The sequence below is a fragment of the Adlercreutzia sp. CNCM I-6207 genome, assembly GCF_977072305.1.
Genome location: NZ_CDRVLZ010000007.1, coordinates 57,271 through 78,284, shown reverse-complemented (window position 1 = coordinate 78,284; position 21,014 = coordinate 57,271). Strand labels below are relative to the sequence as shown.

6 protein-coding genes are annotated in these 21,014 nt (G+C 64.9%); all 6 read left to right on the top strand.

Going from position 1 to position 21,014, the window contains the following annotated elements; genetic code table 11:
* Positions 1-718: 718 nt before the first annotated feature.
* The 6 genes from ACW4QM_RS05235 to ACW4QM_RS05210 all read left to right on the top strand — a co-directional run bounded on the left by ACW4QM_RS05235 (position 719) and on the right by ACW4QM_RS05210 (position 20,750).
* A complete protein-coding gene (locus tag ACW4QM_RS05235) occupies positions 719-1,738 on the top strand; it encodes a hypothetical protein (RefSeq protein WP_114548405.1) in 1,020 nt (339 codons plus the stop codon).
* Positions 1,739-2,619: 881 nt separating this feature from the next.
* Positions 2,620-5,337: a pyruvate, phosphate dikinase gene (gene ppdK / locus ACW4QM_RS05230; protein WP_161128072.1), complete on the top strand. Its 2,718-nt coding sequence runs from the start codon at positions 2,620-2,622 to the stop codon at positions 5,335-5,337.
* A 381-nt stretch (positions 5,338-5,718) separates the two neighbouring features.
* A complete protein-coding gene (gene mtnA, locus ACW4QM_RS05225) occupies positions 5,719-6,912 on the top strand; it encodes an S-methyl-5-thioribose-1-phosphate isomerase (protein ID WP_114540032.1) in 1,194 nt (397 codons plus the stop codon).
* A 94-nt stretch (positions 6,913-7,006) separates the two neighbouring features.
* Positions 7,007-7,768, top strand: a complete 762-nt coding sequence (locus tag ACW4QM_RS05220) for a ParA family protein (protein ID WP_114540033.1) — start codon at positions 7,007-7,009, stop codon at positions 7,766-7,768.
* Positions 7,761-8,543: a hypothetical protein gene (locus ACW4QM_RS05215; protein WP_114540034.1), complete on the top strand. Its 783-nt coding sequence runs from the start codon at positions 7,761-7,763 to the stop codon at positions 8,541-8,543. Before ACW4QM_RS05220 ends, ACW4QM_RS05215 begins: the two co-directional genes overlap by 8 nt.
* Before the next feature lie 222 nt (positions 8,544-8,765).
* Positions 8,766-20,750: an SdrD B-like domain-containing protein gene (locus ACW4QM_RS05210; protein ID WP_302148302.1), complete on the top strand. Its 11,985-nt coding sequence runs from the start codon at positions 8,766-8,768 to the stop codon at positions 20,748-20,750.
* Positions 20,751-21,014 lie beyond the last annotated feature (264 nt).

The window sequence follows — 21,014 nt, the reverse complement described above, 5'->3', positions numbered from 1 at the left end:
CCAAAAAGGAGCCGCTGGCTGCATCAGCTTCACGCTGGGCTCAATCGGAGTACTAATTGCGCGCTCCTGAACAGGGAAAACTCCAATCTGCTATAGAGCTCTTTTCGAAAAAACAAGGTAGTGGGCAAAATAAGGGCGATAGCTGCCAGCTAGCGTGGCATTTTTGGCCAAAAGAATTCATGAGGCGCACCAGAGGATCCTGATTTGTCGGTCGCGCTCTGCTGCATATATTGCCGGGCGCGCTCCTCTTGTGTCTCGTCGAGCCCTGCGCGCCTTGCTGCTCGCGCCGCGCCGCAAGCTTCGTCGAGCGCACCCCGCTGCGGATCCAGATATCTTTCAGAGCAATTGCGTGGAATGCCGTGAATGTGCGGATCTTGTGCAGTGAGTGCTCGCCGAAGAAGAGCAACGAGAAATTTGTTCCTGAAGTATTTTGCGTTTTGGGAACGGCACGACGATCGGCTTGCGTGGTTGTTGATAACTCCCCTCATGTGACCTCGTGCTTTGAAAACTTCAACGCAATGTCTCGTTTCATTCCCGATGGAGTCCCGACTGGCGCCGGGGATGACGGCAAAATGCACCCCTAGTCAATTGCCTGCTTCTGGCATAGAGTACGCGGAACACTTTCCTCTCGCCCGTTGCGTCGGATCGCTCAAGCTGCGCGCTGCGGAGGCGAAACGAAGCGAGAGGCGGTTGTTCAAACGATGGGAAGGGGAGGTTCATGCGCGTTGCTCTCTACGGCGAGTCGGCATTCGCCTACTATCTCGTTGCGGGCGATGCGCCTTCTGCGGTGGCGCCCCCCAGCGTCCTTGATAAATCCTGCTACCCTACGCAGGCTACCCTGGACTATGTGCGTGAGCGAATGCCTTACCTTACGCGCCCCGTGCATTGCTTGGTTCCTAAGTGGGAGCGCTGCTCCCTCGATGATGTGCATCTGCATGGTTCGTCGTATCCCTATCGATCGGGATCCTTTTTGCGCATCGATCATGGCGTTATTGTTCCGTGTCCCGAATTATGCTTTCTTCAGCTGGCCCAGAGCCTCGATCTTCTCCCGTTGATTCAAGCGGGATGCTTTCTGTGCGCGACTTTCGGCCTCGATCCCTCGGTGCCGTCGGGGCTTATGGGGCGGACCCCGTTGACGAGCCCTCGACGCATCGGCGCCTATCTCGAGCGTTGCCCAGGTCACGATGGCCTTACACGCGTGCGGGAGGCTCTGCGGTTTGTCTGCGCTGAGGCAGCATCGCCGCCTGAAGTGTTCATGCGGCTTGTGCTCGGACTCCCAGCGCGGTTGGGCGGTTTCGGATTGAGCGGGTCGGTGATGAACAAGCGCATTAAGCCTTCAAAGCGGGCAAAAGCGCTTGCTGGACGGGAGAGCTTGGTTCCAGACCTGTATTTGCCGGACTGCAAGCTCGACATTGAATTCGATTCGAATGCCGAGCATCTTACGGCGCGCCAGGCGACGCTTGACGCGACAAAGCGCATGGCGCTGGAAAGTGACGGCCTGAAGGTAATCACCGTTACAACTTCGCAGTTGGCCAGCGCTTCGGCTATGCGCCACGTCGCCCAGGAGGCGCACGCAAGACGAGGCACGCGATTACGCTTGCGCTGCAAGAACTTTGCATTAAGGCAAAAACGACTCTATCAGCTGAGATGGTCCATGGACGATTATCTCGACGAGGGGTGGGTTGCGGCGCAGCGGTCTTGCTGTCGGTCAAGCGCGCTGAACGCAGAGGTGTTTTAGCGGGGGTGCCCAGCCACGGGTTCTGATCGCTAGCGTTGCTCGGGCACTTTCTGGACAAAAAAGCATTGCGAACTGGCAGTTAAGACGGGAAAATTGACCACTGTCTTCAGCTGGGAAAAGAAGGGTTATCAAAAGGCCAGGTCACGGGCTTGTGGTAGAGGACGGAGATGCGATTTGCGCGTCGCTTTTGCAGCTGAGGAATGCTTTTTGGCCAAAACCCACGAAGATGGCTTGCCAAAATGCAGTCAGTGCCACTTTTTTGGCCCGTGATGCAGTTAACGCCGATTTTCTGGCCGTGGAGGGCTTGCATCGAAATGCGGCTGTATGCCACTGTGTCTATTTCCTAGACTGTCCAGACTGTCGTGTGCCGCTGTGCTCGTTCTCCAGAGTGTTTTTCCTGCTGCGTTTCTTGAGCGCTATCGTCTCGGGCGAATGATGCACCATCGGCAGATGAGCGGGGAGAGTTGGGGTTGCAAACGACCGCTTGTGAGATTTTGGGGTACTGCGGCCTGATGGGGGAGGGGAATCGCGAAATAGGCGAGATTATCCCTTATAATTGAAGCCAACTTGTTTCGTTTCGGTGCTCAGGCAACAGGGATGCCCGCGATTCGGGGATGCCCGCGACGTTCGGGGATGCCCGCGATGTTCGGGATGCCCGCGATGTGCCTGCGGCTAAGCTCGAAACGGAGCGGGGCGCCTTGTCCGGCTCGGCTGGCATGGCGGGAAAGGCAACCGCGTCCATTCGCGCGCACGTCGCTCCTCGCGCTCATCGCACCCGAAAGGGGCGGCGGCGAGGGGGCCGGCGGGGCGCGCGCAAAAGCGCGGGAAAGGCAATCGCGGCGCGCATAAGGGGCGTCGCTTAAGCTTTAAGGAGAAGTAAGGTGACAGAAGCAGTGAAGCGCGTCTACGCCTTCGGCAAGGACGCCAACGGGAACAATGTGACCGAGGGCAACACCGAGATGAAATGGGTGCTCGGCGGCAAGGGCGCGAACCTCGCCGAGATGGCCAACATCGGGCTGCCGGTGCCTCCCGGATTCACCATCACGTGCCAAACCTGCATGGAGTACGCCAACGCCGGCAACGTTTGGCCGGAAGGCGCGCTCGACACCATCGCCGAGTACCGCGCCGACCTGGAGGAGCGCATGGGCAAGCGCCTCGGTGACGCCGAGGATCCGCTGCTCGTGTCCGTTCGCTCCGGCGCCCCCTTCTCCATGCCCGGCATGATGGACACCGTGCTGAACCTCGGCCTTAACGACGAGTCCATCAACGGCCTCATCAAGCAGACCGACAACCCGCGCTTCGCTTGGGACTCCTATCGCCGCTTCATCCAGATGTTCTCCAACGTCGTGATGGGCCTCGACGGCGATCTGTTCGAGAACGCCATCGTCGCCATGAAGAACGACCGCGGCGTCGCCTCCGACACCGATCTGACCGCCGAGGATCTGCAGGAGCTCGTCGACGAGTTCAAGGCCATCTTCGCCGAGAACGTCGACGGCGAGGCCTACCCGTCGCTCGTCGTCGATGGCGCCGTTGCCTTCCCGCAGGATCCCATGGTGCAGCTGCAGCTGGCCATCGAGGCCGTCTTCGGTTCTTGGAACAACCCGCGCGCGGTCCTCTACCGCCAGAAGGAGAAGATCGCCGACGATCTGGGCACCGCCGTCAACGTGCAGTCCATGGTGTTCGGCAACAAGGGCGACACATCCGCCACGGGCGTGGCCTTCACCCGCAACCCCGCCAACGGCGAGCGCGAGTTCTACGGCGACTACCTGGTGAACGCCCAGGGCGAGGACGTCGTGGCCGGCATCCGCAACACGAGCCCCATCGCCGATCTGAAGACCGTCGAGGGCTTGGAAGAGGCCGGCGCCCAGCTCGAGGAGATCTTCGACGTGCTGGAAAACCACTTCCGCGATATGTGCGACATCGAGTTCACCATCGAGCAGGGCAAGCTGTGGATGCTGCAGACGCGCGCCGGCAAGCGCACCGCAGCGGCCGCCCTGCGCATCGCCATCGAGATGGAGAAGGAAGGCCTCATCACCAAGGAAGAGGCCATCATGCGCGTGGCCCCCGACCAGCTCGACCAGCTGCTGCACCCGCAGTTCGACAAGAACGCCACCTACGACGTGGTGGCCCGCGGCCTGAACGCCTCCCCGGGCGCCGCGGTGGGCGAGGCCGTCTTCTCCGCCGCCGACGCCGTGGCCGCCGCCGAGGCCGGCCGTAAGTGCGTGCTCGTGCGCTGGGAGACCAACCCCGACGACCTCGCCGGCATGATCGCCGCCGAGGGCATCCTCACCTCCCATGGCGGCAAGACCAGCCATGCAGCCGTCATCGCCCGCGGCATGGGTGCGCCGTGCGTGTGCGGCGTGGAAGCGCTGAAGATCGACGCGGCCAAGAAGGAGGCCGCCATCGCCGGCACTGATCTGGTCATCCGCGAGGGCGACATGATCTCCATTGACGGCACCACGGGCATCGTGGTCTTGGGCGCGGTGGATCTGGTCATGCCCGAGCTCACCGGCGACTTGGACACCATCCTGGAGTGGGCCGACGAGGTTCGCACCCTGGGCGTGCGCGCCAACGCCGACAACCCCGAGGACGCCCAGCTCTCCCGCGACTTCGGCGCCGAGGGCATCGGCCTTTGCCGCACCGAGCACATGTTCCTGGGCGATCGCAAGCAGATCATCCAGACCTTCATTCTGAACGACGACGAGCTCATCCGCGAGAAGGCCGTCGCCGATCTGTTCGAGGCTCAGGTGGGCGACTTCTACGGCATGTTCAAGGCCATGGACGGCCTGCCGGTGATCGTGCGCCTGCTCGACCCGCCGCTGCACGAGTTTTTGGAGAGCCCGCGCGAGCTGGCTGTTGAGATCGCCAAGATGGAGGCGACCGGCGCCGCCCCCGACGCCATCGCCGAGAAGCGCGACCTGCTCGAGAAGATCGACGGCTTCGCGGAGCAGAACCCGATGCTCGGCATGCGCGGCTGCCGTCTGGGCATCGTGTACCCCATCCTCCCCGAGATGCAGGTGCGCGCCATCGCCACGGCCTGCGCTCGTCTACAGAAGGAAGGCTTCTCGCCGAAGCCCGAGATCATGATCCCGCTCGTGTCCGTGCTGCCCGAGCTCGCGAAGCTGCGCGGCGTGGCCGAGGCCGTCATCGCTGACGTGTCCGCTGCGGAGGGCGTCGAGCTGGATATCCCCGTTGGCACGATGATCGAGCTGCCGCGCGCGGCCGTCACCGCCAACGAGATCGCCACCGAGGCCGACTTCTTCTCCTTCGGCACCAACGACCTCACCCAGACCACCTTCGGCTTCAGCCGCGACGACGTGGAGGGCGAGTTCGTCCCGCAGTACCTCAACGAGCACCTGCTGCCGTACAACCCCTTCGCCACGATTGACGCCGGTGTGGCGAAGCTCGTGGAAATGGGTGTGGCGCTGGGGCATGAGGGCAACCCCGATCTCGTCTGCGGCGTCTGCGGCGAGCACGGCGGCGACCCGGAGAGCATCCACACGTTCAACCGCATCGGTCTGGACTACGTGAGCTGCTCGCCCTATCGCGTGCCGGTGGCCCGTCTGGCCGCTGCCCAGGCAGCCATCAAGCAGCGCTAGGCGTCTGCTGAACAAGCTTGAGTCCCGAGGGCCGCTCCGCACGACGGGGCGGTCCTCTTTTGCTTGACAGCGCGAACGAGGGCGCTATAATCGCAACTGAAATGGCAGGTGGACACCTTGGGTAGGACGGCCGCCTCTCATTGTCACATTACGTGAAGAGGGGCCGTTCCGCTGCTGGTGGGACGGCTCTTCTACTCTTTTCTTCGACTCAAAAGGTCTACCGTCAAGCGTATGAGCTCAATTACTATTAAGCAGAACGCGAATAGCTCTTGCAAAGAAACCATGGTAGCTCCTTCCGAAGAAGAGGCGACCACACCACCTGCCACGATTAATATAGCACAATAGTATCATGCACGAAAGTGCTAATATGAAAGATATGACATGAATCTTGATTTGGGGAACCTGCCGCGGACGATCTGGGTTGAGAAGAGCGAGGGAGGGCCCGTGGTGGGGTTCGTGGACCAGCGGCTTCTGCCAGATGATCTGGCTCTTGTGCGCACCGCGGACTGGCGCGAGGTCGTGGATGCCGTGAAGACGCTGGCCGTTCGCGGCGCGCCGGCTATCGGCGTGGCGGGGGCGGCGGCGGTGATGCTGGCCGCCTTCGAGTGCGCGGCGGACGAGAGCGCCGCCAACCTCGTGAGGCAAGGCGATCCGGAGGCAGGTGGCGGTTTCGGGAGGGAGGGCGCTCGTGCCGATTTCGACCGTCGCTTGGAAGAGGCTGCCCGCGTGATCACCGGGGCGCGGCCGACGGCGGTCAACTTGTCCTGGGGCGTGCGCAGGGCCGTGGAGGCGGCCCAGGAGGCCCGCAGCGCCGGCAAGACGGCCGCAGAGGCGGCCGAGGCGCTCTACGGGCTCGCAGGGGCCCTCATTGCCGAGGACGAGGCGGTGAACCGCCGTATCGGCGCCCATGGGGCCATGCTGCTGCGCGAGATTGCGGATAAACGGGACGGGAGGGGAGACGCCCCGGAGGCCTCCCATGGCATCGACGGCTCTTCGCGCGTGGCCGCACCTGTTCGGCGGCAGGGTCTCAACATCCTCACGCACTGCAACGCGGGCAGCTTGGCGACGGCTTTCTACGGCACGGCGCTCGGCGTTGTTTATGCGGCTGCGCAAGAAGGGCTTATCAACCGCGTCTATGCCGACGAGACGCGCCCGGTGAACCAGGGGGCGCGCCTGACGGCGTGGGAGTTGGCGCGCGCTGGGGTGCCGGTGACGCTGCAGTGCGACGATATGGCGGCGTCGCTTATGGCCGAGGGGAAGGTGGATGCCGTGATCGTCGGGGCCGACCGCATCGCCGCCAACGGGGATACGGCCAACAAGGTGGGCACCTTGGGGCTGGCGATCATGGCTCGTCATTTCCAAATTCCGTTTTATGTGGCTGCCCCAAGAAGCACCATCGATTGCATAACGAAGACAGGCGACGACATCTCCATTGAGGAGCGCGATTCGTCCGAGGTGCTCGCCGAACCCCTCTTCGGCGTTACGGTGCGCAACCCGGCTTTCGATGTGACGCCCTACGCCCTCGTCACGGCCATCATTACCGAAGATGGGATTTGGAAGCCCCTTGAACTCTAGAACCCTATAGACAACATAACATTATATGTAATAGTACGTCCCATAGAGAACGGCGCAGTGGGGCGAGGCCTCGTCGCGGCAGTAAGGGAAGGCTATGATCACACTGGCGGCCGCCTCTCAAAAGGGCGGCGTTGCGAAGGCGACGACCAACTTGGCCATCGGGGCGAAGCTGGTCGAAGACGGGGCGCGGGTGCTCTATATCGACCTCGACCCCCAGATGAACCTCTCCACCACGCTGAAGGCTCAGACAGGCGGCGTTCTGTCGTCGCTTGACGTGCTCACGGGCGAGGCGGGCGTGGCCGCTGCGGCGCAGACCATCGATGGCTACGATGCCGTGCCGGCCAGCCGCCTGAACGGGAAGGCCGACGACCTCATGCCCTCGGTGGGGAAGGACTACCGCTTGCGCAAGGCGCTGGAGGCCGTCTCCGATCGCTATGACTTCGCGATCCTCGACACGCCGCCGGCGCTCGACACGCTCACGGTGAACGCGCTCACGGCGGCCTCCTGGGTAGTCATACCCGCTCAGGCCGATGCCTATTCCCTGGACGGCGTCACCGATTTGGCGGCCACCATCCAGGCCATCCGCGAGTACACCAATCCCGATCTCAAGATAGCCGGCATCCTGCTGATGCGCTACAACCCGCGCACGCCCATATCGAAGATCATCCGTGAGGACGCCGAGGCGATGGCGGCCGAACTCGATACCAAGGTGTTCCGCGCCTGGATTCGCGAGGCCACCGTCATCAAGGAGTCCCAAGCGGTGAAACAGTCACTTTTCGCGTACGCCCCCTCGGCGAAGGTGGCCTACGACTACCGGTTCTTCATCGAGGAGCTGCTGGAGGACATCAATGGCTAAGAAGGATCTGCGCGCCCAGATGGATGCGGCGCGCGCGGCAGCCGCCTACATCGGCGCCGCCCAGGAGGATCTGGCGGCGCCCGAGAGGGGGATCTCCCCTTCGGGCAGCTCGGCGAGATCGTCCGAGAAGGACGGCGCGAAGGCGGCGCCGAGACGGTCGCGAACCCATGAGGTGAGAAGCGCCTCCCTTGATGTGACCCAGGCCGCCGCGATGCCCGATTTTTTCGCCGAGGACTATACGGAAGAGCCTCGGTGCGAGGCAATCCCATCGGTCTCCTACGGCATCGCCTCAGTGCTAGCGGCATCTGACGCGGCGGGGACGGCCGAGGCCGCCGATGCGGCGGGGATGGTCGAGGCCGCCGATACGGCGGGGATGGTCGAGGTCGCCGGTGCGGCGGGGACGGCCGAAATCGCCGGTGCGGCGGGGACAACTGAGACCGCCGATGCGGCGGCTGCTGCGGTGGAGGATGCGGACGCGCCTTCCCGGGCCGCCGGCGCGTCTAGGGCCGCTGCCCGTACGCGCAAGCCGCGCAAGAAAAGCGTTGAGGCCGAGCCGCCGGTCCAAGCCGGAGAGGGGACGAGCGGACGTATGACCGCTCAGGTGCGGGTGCCCATGACGGCCGAGCAGAGAGAACACGCCGACCTTTTGGCGTCGGTCATGAAGATCACGCGAGCCGAGGTTATGCGCCAGGCCCTTGACGAGTACTGGGAGAGCCACAAGTCCGACCTTCAGGCGGCAGTCGCGGCCTGCGAGGCGCTCACCAAAAGCTCATGAAGTAAAACCGCTCGCCCTCGATTGAAAAGAGGGGCGGATCGCTTCGTTTGCGCCAAGGTTGAAGCACCCGACCAACGGATTCGAATGCTGAGTCCGTTGGTCGGGTTTTTTGCACGGAAATCTCCTCGACGAAAAAATTTTTCCGAAGTTTCTCCTCTGTTACCTAGCAAGGGCCAGGACGTTGAGCTCGCCCAGTGGTTCTACCTTGAGGGCACGGGTACCGTGGCCGAGGTGACCGAGGGCGAAGGCGAGGCGAAGCGCACCTACAGCAAGGTGACTTTCACCGCTGCCAACGTTGTGAACAACAAGGGCACCGAGCTGCGTCCCGCCAAGACGTTCACCGGCGAGGAGTACTACGAGATCGAGCTGGTGCGCGACGACGCGAACGCGGTCGTGGGCGCCTGGATCAAGAACCCGGCCTTCGGCGACAAGGTCACCGAGACTGTGACCGACGAGGCCTCCGGCACCACGGCCACCGTGGTCACCGGGCATACCGGCTTCTACACCATGAAGACCGACGCCGATGGCGCCTTCGCCTTCAACGACGACAACACCGCCGGGCTTCTGCCCTACGTGCAGTTCGACACCAACGACAACCCGGTGGCGGCCGGCGATGCCGCGGCTACCGACGACACCCTGGCCATGGCGTCCTACCGCCTGCCCGAGCCGAACCTGCCCGAGGGCCACGTGCTCACGGTGTTCCACAACGGCGACAAGAGCTCCTCGCCGGTGTGGGCCACCAACGCCGACTCGGATGCCAAGCGCGACATCCACCGCTCGGCCATGGTGGACGGCTACGACACGGCCATCGTGACGAGCTACCCGCAGTTCGCCGCTACCGACAAGAACGGCGCCATCACCGGCGCCGATGGCAAGCCTGTGGAGCAGGACGGCAAGGGCCTGGCCGAGAAGACTGGCTTCATCGTGACCGCCAACTCCTCCACGCCGGCCGCCAACACCCCCTACACCTTCTCTATGGAAGGCGTGGCCTACGACGTGGCCAACCAGGTGTTCAAGCGCGAGCACGTGAACACGGGTCTCTTCAAGGCGCCTACCTCCCAGATCACCGGCATCGTGTGGGACGACACCGAATCCGACGACAACACGGCTCCCGATGGCGTCCGCGCCGATGACGAGCAAGGGCTTGTCGGCGAAACGGTGCTTGCCACCCAGTGGCACTACGTGCCCAAGGGCGCCGCGGCCTTCGCCCAGATCAAGACCGGCGATGACGCTGGTCTCGTGGAATGGGTCGCCGCTGACGGCACCAAGTCCACCGACGATACGGCCAAGGCGTCTGCCGTGGGTGCCTGGGTGCAGAACATCGGCTTCGGTTCCGACTGGGTGACCACCAAGGCCACCATCGTCAAGGATCCGACCGACATCACCGACCAGGGCAAGGTCGTCTGCATCCCGGTTGTGAGCAACGGCGAGAACCGTGCCGATGCCCGCAACAAGATGGGCGTGGTGGCCGTGAAGACCTATGCGGCCGGAGGTGCCCAGAAGGTCGTGGCCGACGCGAAGGAGGCCGCCGGCTACAAGCTGGTGGACGTGGTCGACGGCGAGTACGTCTTCGACAACCTGCCCACGGCCGTGGTGGTGCTCGACGCCAACAGCGGCATCGACGAGTACTTCCTTGCCGCCTACCGCGTGGAGCTGGCGGCCCCCAAGAACTACCTGAAGAGCGGCTACGTGAAGGGCGAGCGGGACCCCTGGCACATCACCACGCCGCATCAACCCGTAAGCTTCGCCGACGCTGACGCGACCGCCAAAGGGCTCGCCGTCGACTCCGACGTGCCCGGCACCAAGGCGGGCGTGGCCGGCAACGCCGATGAGCTCGACATCACCGATGGCGCCATCAAGGCCCTGTACCAGAGCTGGCCCATCCAGCACCGCTACGCGGCAGACGGCTCGGTGCGCGCCAACGACGGCCAGGTCATCCTGGCCGAGGTGAACAACGGCAAGACTGATGGCATCCAGGCCAGCTTCGCCGACATCCCGGTATCCAACGCCATGGACACCGCCGATGCGGCCACCTACCAGTGGACGCATCCGGTAGTGACCGAGGTGGCCGGCGACGTGGGCGAGATCGCTCCGGCCTACCGCGCCATCGGCGGCTACGTGTGGAAGGACAACGACTACAAGGACGGCATCTACAACCTTATTCCCGGCACTTACGAGGATATGGTCAACACTGGCATGACCATCGAGCTGAAGAACCCCGAGAAGCAGCCGGTGCCCGATCGCCCGACGAGGCTGTACCTGCGCCAGTGGTACTACGATCCCGACCGCACCAACGGCGGCAACGCGAACCCCGAGGCGGACGCCCCGGCCGACCACTGGTTCCCGGTGCCCCAGGGCGCGTTCACGGAGTACGGCAACGATCGCGACTGGAGCCCGACCGAGACGACCAAGGCGCCCTTCTACTACAAGACGGTGACCACCCGCAACAAGAGCGTTACCGGCAAGGAAGCGGACAGCTACTACCAGTTCGACGACCTGCCCGTGCGCGTGTTCACCAACGGCAAGGAGTACCTGGCCGGCTACACCGTGGCCATCCGCGGCAACGCCGACTTCAAGCCGGGCAACTACGAGGTGCAGACCTCCGACTACCCGGTGAAGAACAAACTTGCTGCCCCGAACTACCTGGTTGATCAGTGGAGCTCCAAGGGCAAGGCCAACGTGCGCGGCACCTCGTCGTTTGCCTACCGCTACGGCCCCGAGACCTTCCCGCTCGTCCGCAGCCAGAAGTTCAGCTCCAACGGCGACATCCATACCATGGACTCCGTCATCGTGCTGGCCGGCTCCACCACCGCCGATGCCAAGGGCGCCCGCACGGGCAGCACGCCGTATGTGGTGAACTCCGCCGAAAAGAACGGCGACGCGCCGCTGGCCTCGTTCGATCTGGCCTTCGGCAAGAACGAGACCCGCATGAACGGCGGCTACATCGTGCCGCCCTCCGCTCCCATTGAGGGCTACATCTGGGAGGATGCCAACTACGACGGCATCCGCCAGGAGGATGTCTACGATAAGGACGGCAACCTCGTCTCCGAGGGCGAGCGCGGCATCGGCGGCGTGCGCATCCGCCTGACCAAGTACTACCTGGACGACACGGACAAGACCGGCGGCCCGGACGGCACGTGGAAGCGCACCTACAGCCTCGACGAGGACGGCAACCGTGTGCTCGACCCGTACTATCCCTTCACCACCTCCTACGGCACCGACCCTGAGGAGGATCTGGAGCTGGGCCAGTACCGCACCGACCTTGTGCCCACGAGCTTCAAGAAGCCCGATGCCCAGAAGCTGGGCGAGGCGAGCGACCGCGAGTATCTGTGCGGCTACACCGTAGCCGTGGCCGACACCAACCCGGCCGACCTCTACCAGCAGGTGCCTAACGAGGCCATCGCCGGCTACACCCTGACCCGTCCGCACGTCGCGGGCGACCTGGACGACGTGGTGGCGGCGGGTGACGCCGAGGGCATGCGCACCGAGTCCGATGCCTTCCGCTACTACACCTCCGAGGGCCTGGACGCCCTCGACAGCACCACCAAGGCCTTCGGCCTGGTGAACCGCTTCATCGATATGCAGGACTCCGTGCCGGCGATGGGCGATACCGACACGAACGCGGCCTTCAAGAACCGCGTGCCGGCCGGCCGCGCCGACGGCATGGTCATCGTAGCCCACGAGGCGGTGGAAAGCTCCACCAACAGTAGGACCCGGAAGAAGTACAAGGGCGTCACCTACGACACCGACGAGAACGTTCAGGTGCAGCAGGGCGGCGACGGCGGCTTCATAAAGATTCCCGAGACCTCCGTCACCGATGTGGTGTGGGACGACTCCTACAGCGACCAGTGGGCCGCCAGCAACCCGGTGCTCGACCGCGCCGAGCGCGAGCGCTCCTACGACGGCATCTACCAGCCTGCCTTCGAGAACGGCCTGCCCGGTCGCACCGTGGCGCTGACCCAGTGGCACTACGTGACCCACGACCTGTGGAAGAGCTTCGCGTTGCGCCATGCCCATCTGGTCTACAACCTGCTGACCAAGGAGGATCTTGAGAAGCTGGGCATCGACAAGATGGATCCCATCGAGGCCATGAAGACCATCGACAAGTCCACCGACGCGACGCTCGAGCTCGCGTGGCAGCTGCTGTACGACCGCGCCGAGCAGGGCGCGGCGGGCGATGTGCGCGCGGCTCGCGGCGACGAGGGTTCCCTGGGCTTCTGGGTGCGCACCCGCGCCTTTGGCGGCGATGTCACCTGGAAGAACAACGGCACCGCCGAGAATCCCGATTGGGAGCGCGTGGTCACCTACAATCCGACTAAGACCGAAACAGTACGCGACGGGAAAGTCCAGTATGTCATCAACGGCGACGGCGACCGCACGGTGACTACCGGTCCTCTGGGCCTCGACTACCTGGGCAATGTGGTAGACGACCTGGATCCGGGCACCTACGCCTTCTACAACCTGCCCACCAGCTGGGTGGGCTGCGGCGACGAGGTTCACAAGGAGATCGAGCTCGCGCCGCGCTACGTCGGCAAGGCGGACGCCGCGGATGCCGGCACCACGCTGGTGAACGCCGATAAGGCCACCGACTACCCGGCCGGCTCGGCCCCGATGTACGGCGATACCTATTCGCTGGCCAGCTACGAGGTGGAAGTGGACGGCCTGGCCCACGACGGCTCCGACGTCGAGGCCAACGGCACCAGCTGGATGCTCACCCGCTACCACGCCGGCAAGGCCGATGAGGTGGAGTCCGACGTGGCCTCTACCGACCGCTTCGGCGTGGTGAACTTCGCAAAATACGAGGGCGACGGCAAGACCGTGCGCCTGGGCCGCACCGTTACCGACCGCACCGTCATTGCGGCCGAGGGCGGCCTTGAGATCGCTGGCACGCGCACCTCGGTGGGCGATGTGGACGGAGAGGAGCACGGCGGACGCATCGTGGTGGCCAGCGAGGGCGTGACCGAGGGAGAGAATAAGACAAAGCTTGCTCACGCGAGCGACTTTGCCCGCGTGAGCACCGAGCAGCTGGTTCGTCCGGACGCGCCGCTGTACGGCGTGGCGGCCTACGACTGGCTCACGGTGGACATGGAAACGGTCGTGGTGGATTCCATTCCCGACGGCAACGGCGGCGCGTGGGAGCATAAGGTGCCGCTGCCCAAGGTTGTCCAGGGCGGCGACATGGGCATGGTGCACCCCACCCTGCAGTCCATCTCCGGCGTGCTGTGGAACGATGAGAACAACAACGGCATCCAGGACGTGACCTTCGACGAGAACGGCAACGTCGTCGAGGAGGAAGAGGCTCTCGACGGCTACGAGGTCACGCTCGAGCGCTACTACTTCGATGGCGCGAACTGGGTGCCCGACACCACGAAGTGGGCTGCCGGCAACACGGCGTCTGCAGCCGTGACCACGACCGATCGTGTGCTCATCGAGCGCGATACCGACAAGACGAAGCCCACCGAGCTCGGCGAGGACATCGACGGCGCGCTGACCGGCACGCCCGATCTGTACCGCTCGGGCACCTACCGCTTCGACAATCTCGAGACGGCGGGCCTGCGCAACGTGAACGGCACCGACACGTGGGTGGCCTACGGCTACAAGGTGCGCGTGAGCGATCCGCGCGTCACCGAAAACGAGCTCTTCCGCGCGAAGTACCACCTGACCGGCGCCGGCTATCGCGAGAACTCCGACCTTGCCGGCGACAACAAGCTGGTGGAGCCCGACGAGTACATCATCCTTCTGGAGACGGTGGCCGACGACGGCACCACGCCCGATGGCTTGGTGTCCCACGAGTCGAACATCGTCTACGCGCCGGCGTCGAACAACGACGACCAGACGCCGAATCTGGTGCTGGACGAGAACGGAAACCCGGTGCTGGATGCCGACGGCAAGGTGCAAGTGAAGGACCCGATGACCGCCACCGTCGGTGGCAAGACGCTCGTGGCCTACGACCTCATGATGGGCGCGAGCCGCGACCACAACGACGGCGGCCTCATTAAGCCTCCCGCCTACGCCATCGACGGCTACGTCTGGGAGGACGCCGACTACGACGGCCTGTACAACTACAACACCGAGACGCGCGTGACCACCGAGAAGGACGGCACCAAGACCGAGGCCGACTACCTCGAGTACGGCTACAACGACAAGCAGGTCATCCTGAAGCAGTACGTGCTCGGCGCCGACGGAACCTGGAAGCTCAACCCGCACTTCGGCAACGACGGCAACGTCATGGCCGAGAAGGTGGCCGACGGCGTGACCGAGGCGAAGACCGACACGCTGAACCCGACCTCTGGCACCTACAAGGTGCGCAACGAGGCGGGCCAGATGGTGGACGCCTCCCCGGCCGAGCGCCTCACCTTCACGGTGCCGAACTCCACCTACCTGGGCGGCGGCAAGGTGGCCGTGCTGACCGGTGACAACGAGAACCTGAAGGCGCTCGCCAAGGACGGTACGACCGAGCTGCACGACGTGTCCGGCTACTACCTGTTCGATCAGCTGCCCACGGCCGTGCGCACCTGGAACTCGACGGCGAAGAAGTACGAGTACGCGCTTGCCTCCTATACGGTGGAAGTGAACGGCGAGAAAGCCGCCGACGGCATGTCCTCGCTGCTTGTGACCACCTTCGAGGCCGAGACGACCGCCCACGACGTGGTGAACTCCCGCGTCCAGCCCATGGTGACGGCCGAGGAGCAGCACGAGGACACCAACACCGACGGCATGGCCGAGGTGTGGAGCCGCTACGAGACCAACAACTACCCGGTGTTCCTGGACGAGCAGAACATCCAGACCGCCGATGCGACGCACTCCGATGGATCGTGCACCATCAAGGAGTGCGAGACCGTCGAGGGCGAGATCTCGAAGAACAACGCCGCCTGGCGCATCGTGCTGGCCGGCTTGGTCGATGGCGCCAGCTGGGCGAACCAGCGCACCGCCTACGGCTGGTCCGAGAAGCACGAGGCTGTCGACGCCAACGGCCGTCCGACGACGGAGACGGTGACCGGCACCTTCGATTACGACTTCGCCATCGGCCAGAACCAGAACGCCATGAACGCCGGCTTCGTGCCGCCCGACCGCTCGAGCCTGGTGGGCCAGGCGTGGTACGACGAGGACTACGACGGCAAGAACGATTCCGACACTTCCGACGACCGCATCGACACCGACGACCGCGACAAGACCGAGCAGGGCGTCGAGGGCCTGCGCGTCATCCTGACCCAGTACTACTTCGTGCCCACCTACGACAACCACGGCAACCAGCTGCTGGAAGACGAGGACAACAACGTCTTCTTCCTCGACCGCGACCGGGCCAACGACGACTACCCGGACGGCCAGCTGCATCTGGTGGAGTCGCGCGGCGGCAACGTGGTGTCCGGCGCCGACGACAAGGTGTACCTGGTTCGCTCCGGCCGCACCTACGACTACGACGCCCTGTACAAGGCCGGCGTGCGCGAGCTGAAGGACTCCGGCTACTGGGTGGAGAACACCAACCTCAACGGCGGCCGCCAGTACAAGGACGGCGAGGACGTCGAGGTGCCCGAGACCCCGGTCGAGCCGGAGAATCCGAACCCGACCGACCCGGAGAACCCGGGCGAGACGACCGATCCCGAGAACCCGAGCCCCGTGGAGCCGGGTACCGGCGAGGATGCGGGCATCCGCATCGTGGCCGAGCCGGCCATGCGCAGCTTCTCGCTGGCGCGGATGGCACTGGCCGCCACCGAGGAGACCGAGGGCTTCGCCGACGGCGAGAGCACCGAGGTGACCGACCCGGGTGAGGAGACCTGCACCCACGAGAACAAGACCTATACGGGCAACAAGAACGGCACCCACGACTGGACGTGCGACGCCGAGGGATGCACCGCCTCGGCGACCAACGAGGCCTGCTCCGACGGCGATGGCGACGGCCGCTGCGACGGCTGCGGCGACTGCCTGCACCTGCACGACCGCACCTACACCTACAAGGATGCCGACGTCCACACCGTCACCTGCGCCGACTGCAACGAGGTGCTGGGCGAGGAGCCCCATGCCGACGCCAACGGCAACGGCATGTGCGACGGCTGCGGCGCCGATGTGTGCAAGCACACCGAGCTTGAGTGGAAGGACAACTTCGACAACACCCATACCTCTGTTTGCAAGATCTGCGGCAAGCAGACGAGCACGGCGGCCCATGTGGACGCCAAGCACAACGACGAGGCCGGCACGGAAGGCCCCGACGGGCGCTGCGATGTCTGCGGCGGCCTCATTATCGAGGATCACCAGCTGTGGACCTACACCGACGCCGAGGGTGTCTATGACTTCGACAACCTGCCGGGCTACGTGCTCGTGAGCAGCGAGGTCGACCATCCGGCCGCTCCGGGCGAGGACATCGACAAGGTGTTCCAGCCCTACGGCGTGGCCAACGCCAACGGCACGGCGCTTTCCACCTCCGACCTGGTGGCCCTGCAGAAGCGCCCCGTGTCGGTCGGCATGATCCGCCAGCTCTCGGCCTCCGAGATCGTCTCGCTGTCCGCCAGCCAGGTGGAAGCCATCAAGGCCGATGCCGACATGATGGCCGCCTATGAGGCGCGCCAGACCGAGCTCGCCACCAGCGATCCGGCCTTCACGTCGGCCACCCCGTACCTGACCGGCTACGCCATCAAGGTGGTGGACGACTCCGGCGAGTACGTGGCCAGCCGCTTCCATGTGGAGGGCGCCGGCACCGGCGACAACTCCGACCTCACCTCCTTCGAGTCCTCGCTGACCGACAACGTCAACGCCGAGAACGAGAAGGTCAACGAGGTGTACGCCGTCGTGGCCGAGAAGATCGCCGACGACGCCGACCTCACCGGCGGCATCCTGTCGAGCGCGTACGCGGTCCGCTACCTGAAGACCAACTACGACCTGGCCAACCGCATGTACTACAAGCGCGCCTTCGACGCCGGCCTCACCAAGCAGCTGCCGGTGCTCATCGACGGCAACGTGTGGAACGATGTGAACTCCGACGGCCTCATGGACGAGGAAGAGGAGCGCATCGAGGGCGCCGTCGTGCGGCTCGTGCGCTACTGGTACGACGAGACCGGCATCGGCTACTGGGAGCAGGTGCCCGGCCAGACCCCCGGCGGCGACGGCAGCTTCGAGAACTCCGGACTCACCCGCGAGGAGTACGACGAGATCGTCGCCATGGCCGACCCGTTCAAGCCGGACGAGGGCGAGACCATGACCTCCGAGGAGCAGAAGGCCGCGGCCGACGCCATGACGGCCTACATCAACGAGCTGTACGCGTCTGTGGCCGCCATGCCCGAGGGCGCGGCGCGCGCCGAGGCCGCCACGAAGAACCTGATGAAGCTGAACGTGCTGTACCACAACCACACCGAGTTCCTCACCAGCTACATGGAAGTCGTTCCCGGCGAGGACGAGGATGCTGGCGACGTCGGCACGGGCGGAGAGCCGGCGGCCCAGGCCGAGGGCGACGTTGCCGGCGACGGTGAGACCACCGAACCGGCCGGCGTCGAGGAGCTCGTGATCTACAGCGCCTGGGCCAACGCCAACCGCGACCTGACCGTCCTCGTGGGTGCCGAGACGCCCGAGGAGGAGAAGGGCGTGTGGCGCCGCGACTGGACCTTCACCCAGGATATGCTGGAAGACCTCACCGGTCGCCACGATCTGTCCAAGGACGGTCTGGGCACGAACTATCCGTACCTGCCGCTGACGGCCGACGAGGCCCTGGCGGTTGCCGACGACGACGAGAAGTTCTTCGACCAGAACGGCTACGAGTACGTGCCCGGCGCCGGTTTCGATAGGACCGACGAGAACGGCCACTGGCAGTTCCTGGCCTACGGCACCGGCACCCATCAGGCCTCCAGCGACTCGGCGGCCTTCAAGGTGCTGTTCTCCTATCGCGCCGAGATCGTGAGCTACCCGGACGAGGATGTCTGGGCGCCCACGCTGCAGCATATCGGCAAGACGGTCAACGACTGGATCAACTCCGACTTCGACGACGAGACCCAGGCCCTGAAGCCGAACGTGGAGGATGCCGCCAGCCATGCCGGCGACTACACCTTGCCGGCCACGGACAACCTGAACGAGGCCATGCGCAAGGCCGGCGACCTCATCGTGCTGACGCGTTTGGCCGACGAAAGCGAGTCCTCCACGACCTCCGGCGCCTACGCCACCTACGCCTCCCAGCCGGGCGGTTCCGAGGACGTGGAGTGCGAGCACGTGGATGAGGACACCGCCACGACGGCGGCCGACGGCCTGTGCGACAAGTGCGGCCTGTGCCTGCACGAGAAGGACGAGAACGGTCTGTGCACGGTTGAGGGATGCCAGCATATCGGCATGGAGTGCTGCGGCACGGCGACGCCGACCGAGCCCGGCGAGGACGAGGGCGACGGCGACGGCGACGAGGGCGATACGCCGGTCATCGACGTCACCAAGCCCGAGGGCGGGGACACCACTCAGCCGAGCGAGGGCGACGGCGGCGAGGTCGAGACCTTCACCACGCGGGTCATGGCTGCCAGCGCGGTTGACGCTCGGGCCGATACCAACACCAACACCGGCAACGGCATCTACAGCGACGACTACGTGACCGAGATGCTCGCCTGGATCGCCACAGCCACCCAGGACGATCTGGACAACATGGATCAGCAGCGCCACGACGCCATCTTCGGCAAGCACCAGAAGGACGCCGCCGGCAACCTGCTGTACCTGGAGACGACGATCGAGAACGGCAAGGAGGTGGAGAAGGTCGTCACCAACGAGACCAACGTCACCACCGGCGAGCCGAACCTGCCCTACTACGACAACACCGGCAGCCAGCGCCTCTACGAGGCCTACCAGGCCCGCGTGGCGTCGCTGGTCGGCGACAACCAGTGGTCCGACCTGAACTGGTTCAGCTCCCTGGCCCACGGTTATGGCCTGTTCCGCATCGCCCAGGCGCACATCGCCGGTGTGGTGTGGCAGGACGAAAACTACAACGGCATCCAGGATGCCGGCGAGAACGTGCGCATCCCGAATGTGCCGGTGAGCCTGAAGCGCTACTGGTTCGGCACCGACGCGACCGGCACCGGCTGGCATCTGGACGAGACGTTCAACCAGACTACTACCTCCGATGGCCAGGGCCACTGGATCTTCGACAACCTGGACGTCGCCGGCAAGCGCATGGTGAACGGCAAGGAGACCACGGTGCTCTACGGCTTCGAGGTGACGGTGGACGACCTGCCGAAGGGTTACGGCGTCACCCATATGAACCGCGGAACCGCCACCACCGACTCCGACCTGAACGAGGACACCAAGCTCATCGAGCCGGGCGATCCGCAGGGCGGCCTCATCGTGCTGGCCCAGCCCTCCGACCGTCGCGATCTGGTGGGCAACGGCGCCGCCTACATCCTGGGGCCGAATGGCACCGTGTGGGTGATCTCGCTGTCCGAGGATTCCGACTACAACGACACGGGCCTGGTGCCCTACGCGCTCGCGGCCATCGCCGGCGTGGTCTTCGACGATCCCGAGGCCGACGGCCTGCAGGGCGAGACGGCCGTGGCGGTGCCCGGGCAGAAGGTCTACCTCGACCGCATGGTCATCGACGTGGACGCCGTCGGCTTCAACGGCGCCTCCTACGCCCCGACGGCCCTTGCGGCCATAGAGGGCCAGAAGGTGCGCTCCGAGGACGGCTGGGCCGAGGTGGCCTCCATGGAGACCGACGTCGACGGCGCCTACCGCTTCGACGGCCTGCCCATGGTGGACGGCAACGACAAGCCCTACCTGTACCGGGTGCGCTCCTACATGCCCGACGGCAAGGAGTGGGTGGCCATCAACGTCGGCTCCGACGAGAACAACGACTCCGACTGGGGCGAGGCGGCCAACTCCGTGGTCGGCGCCGGCGGCCGGGTCGGCATCACGCCGGCCATGTCGGTGCTCGGCGCGTTCCAAACGGTGCGCACGACGCCCAACGCCTACGGCCAGAAGTTCAACCTGCTGGTTCCCTACAACTGGGTGCCGGAGGACGGACGGTCGGTCGACCTCGGCATGACCGGCGACGCCGACGCGTGGCGCACCCTCGTGTTCACGACGCCGTGGGGCACCCGCCTGTTCTACGTGAAGCTCCCGCAGACCGGCGACGAGCTCCTGCCGTGGATGGTGGGGCTGGCCCTGGTCGCGGCCCTCGGCCTCGTTCTCGCCGTGGCCGCCCGCCGGCGCGACGATGACGACGAGGAGGAAGAAGAGACCCCTGAGGAGTAGGGGAGACCGCCGGGGCGGACGGAGCGCCCTCCGCCCCGGCACCTGAGACCTTTCCGAGTAGGCAGACTGCTTCGCGGAACCCTGATTACCCGCGAAGTCACCTGCCGAAGCCCGCCGGCTGCCGCCGCTTATGCGCGCGGCGGCAGCCGGCACATCATATATGCCATCTCCGATGAAGCAGACGGCCCCGCGGAATCCTGATTACCCGCGGGGCCACCTGCTATTTAGGGGTTGTGAAATCGGGGGAAGGGTCTTTCAAAAATC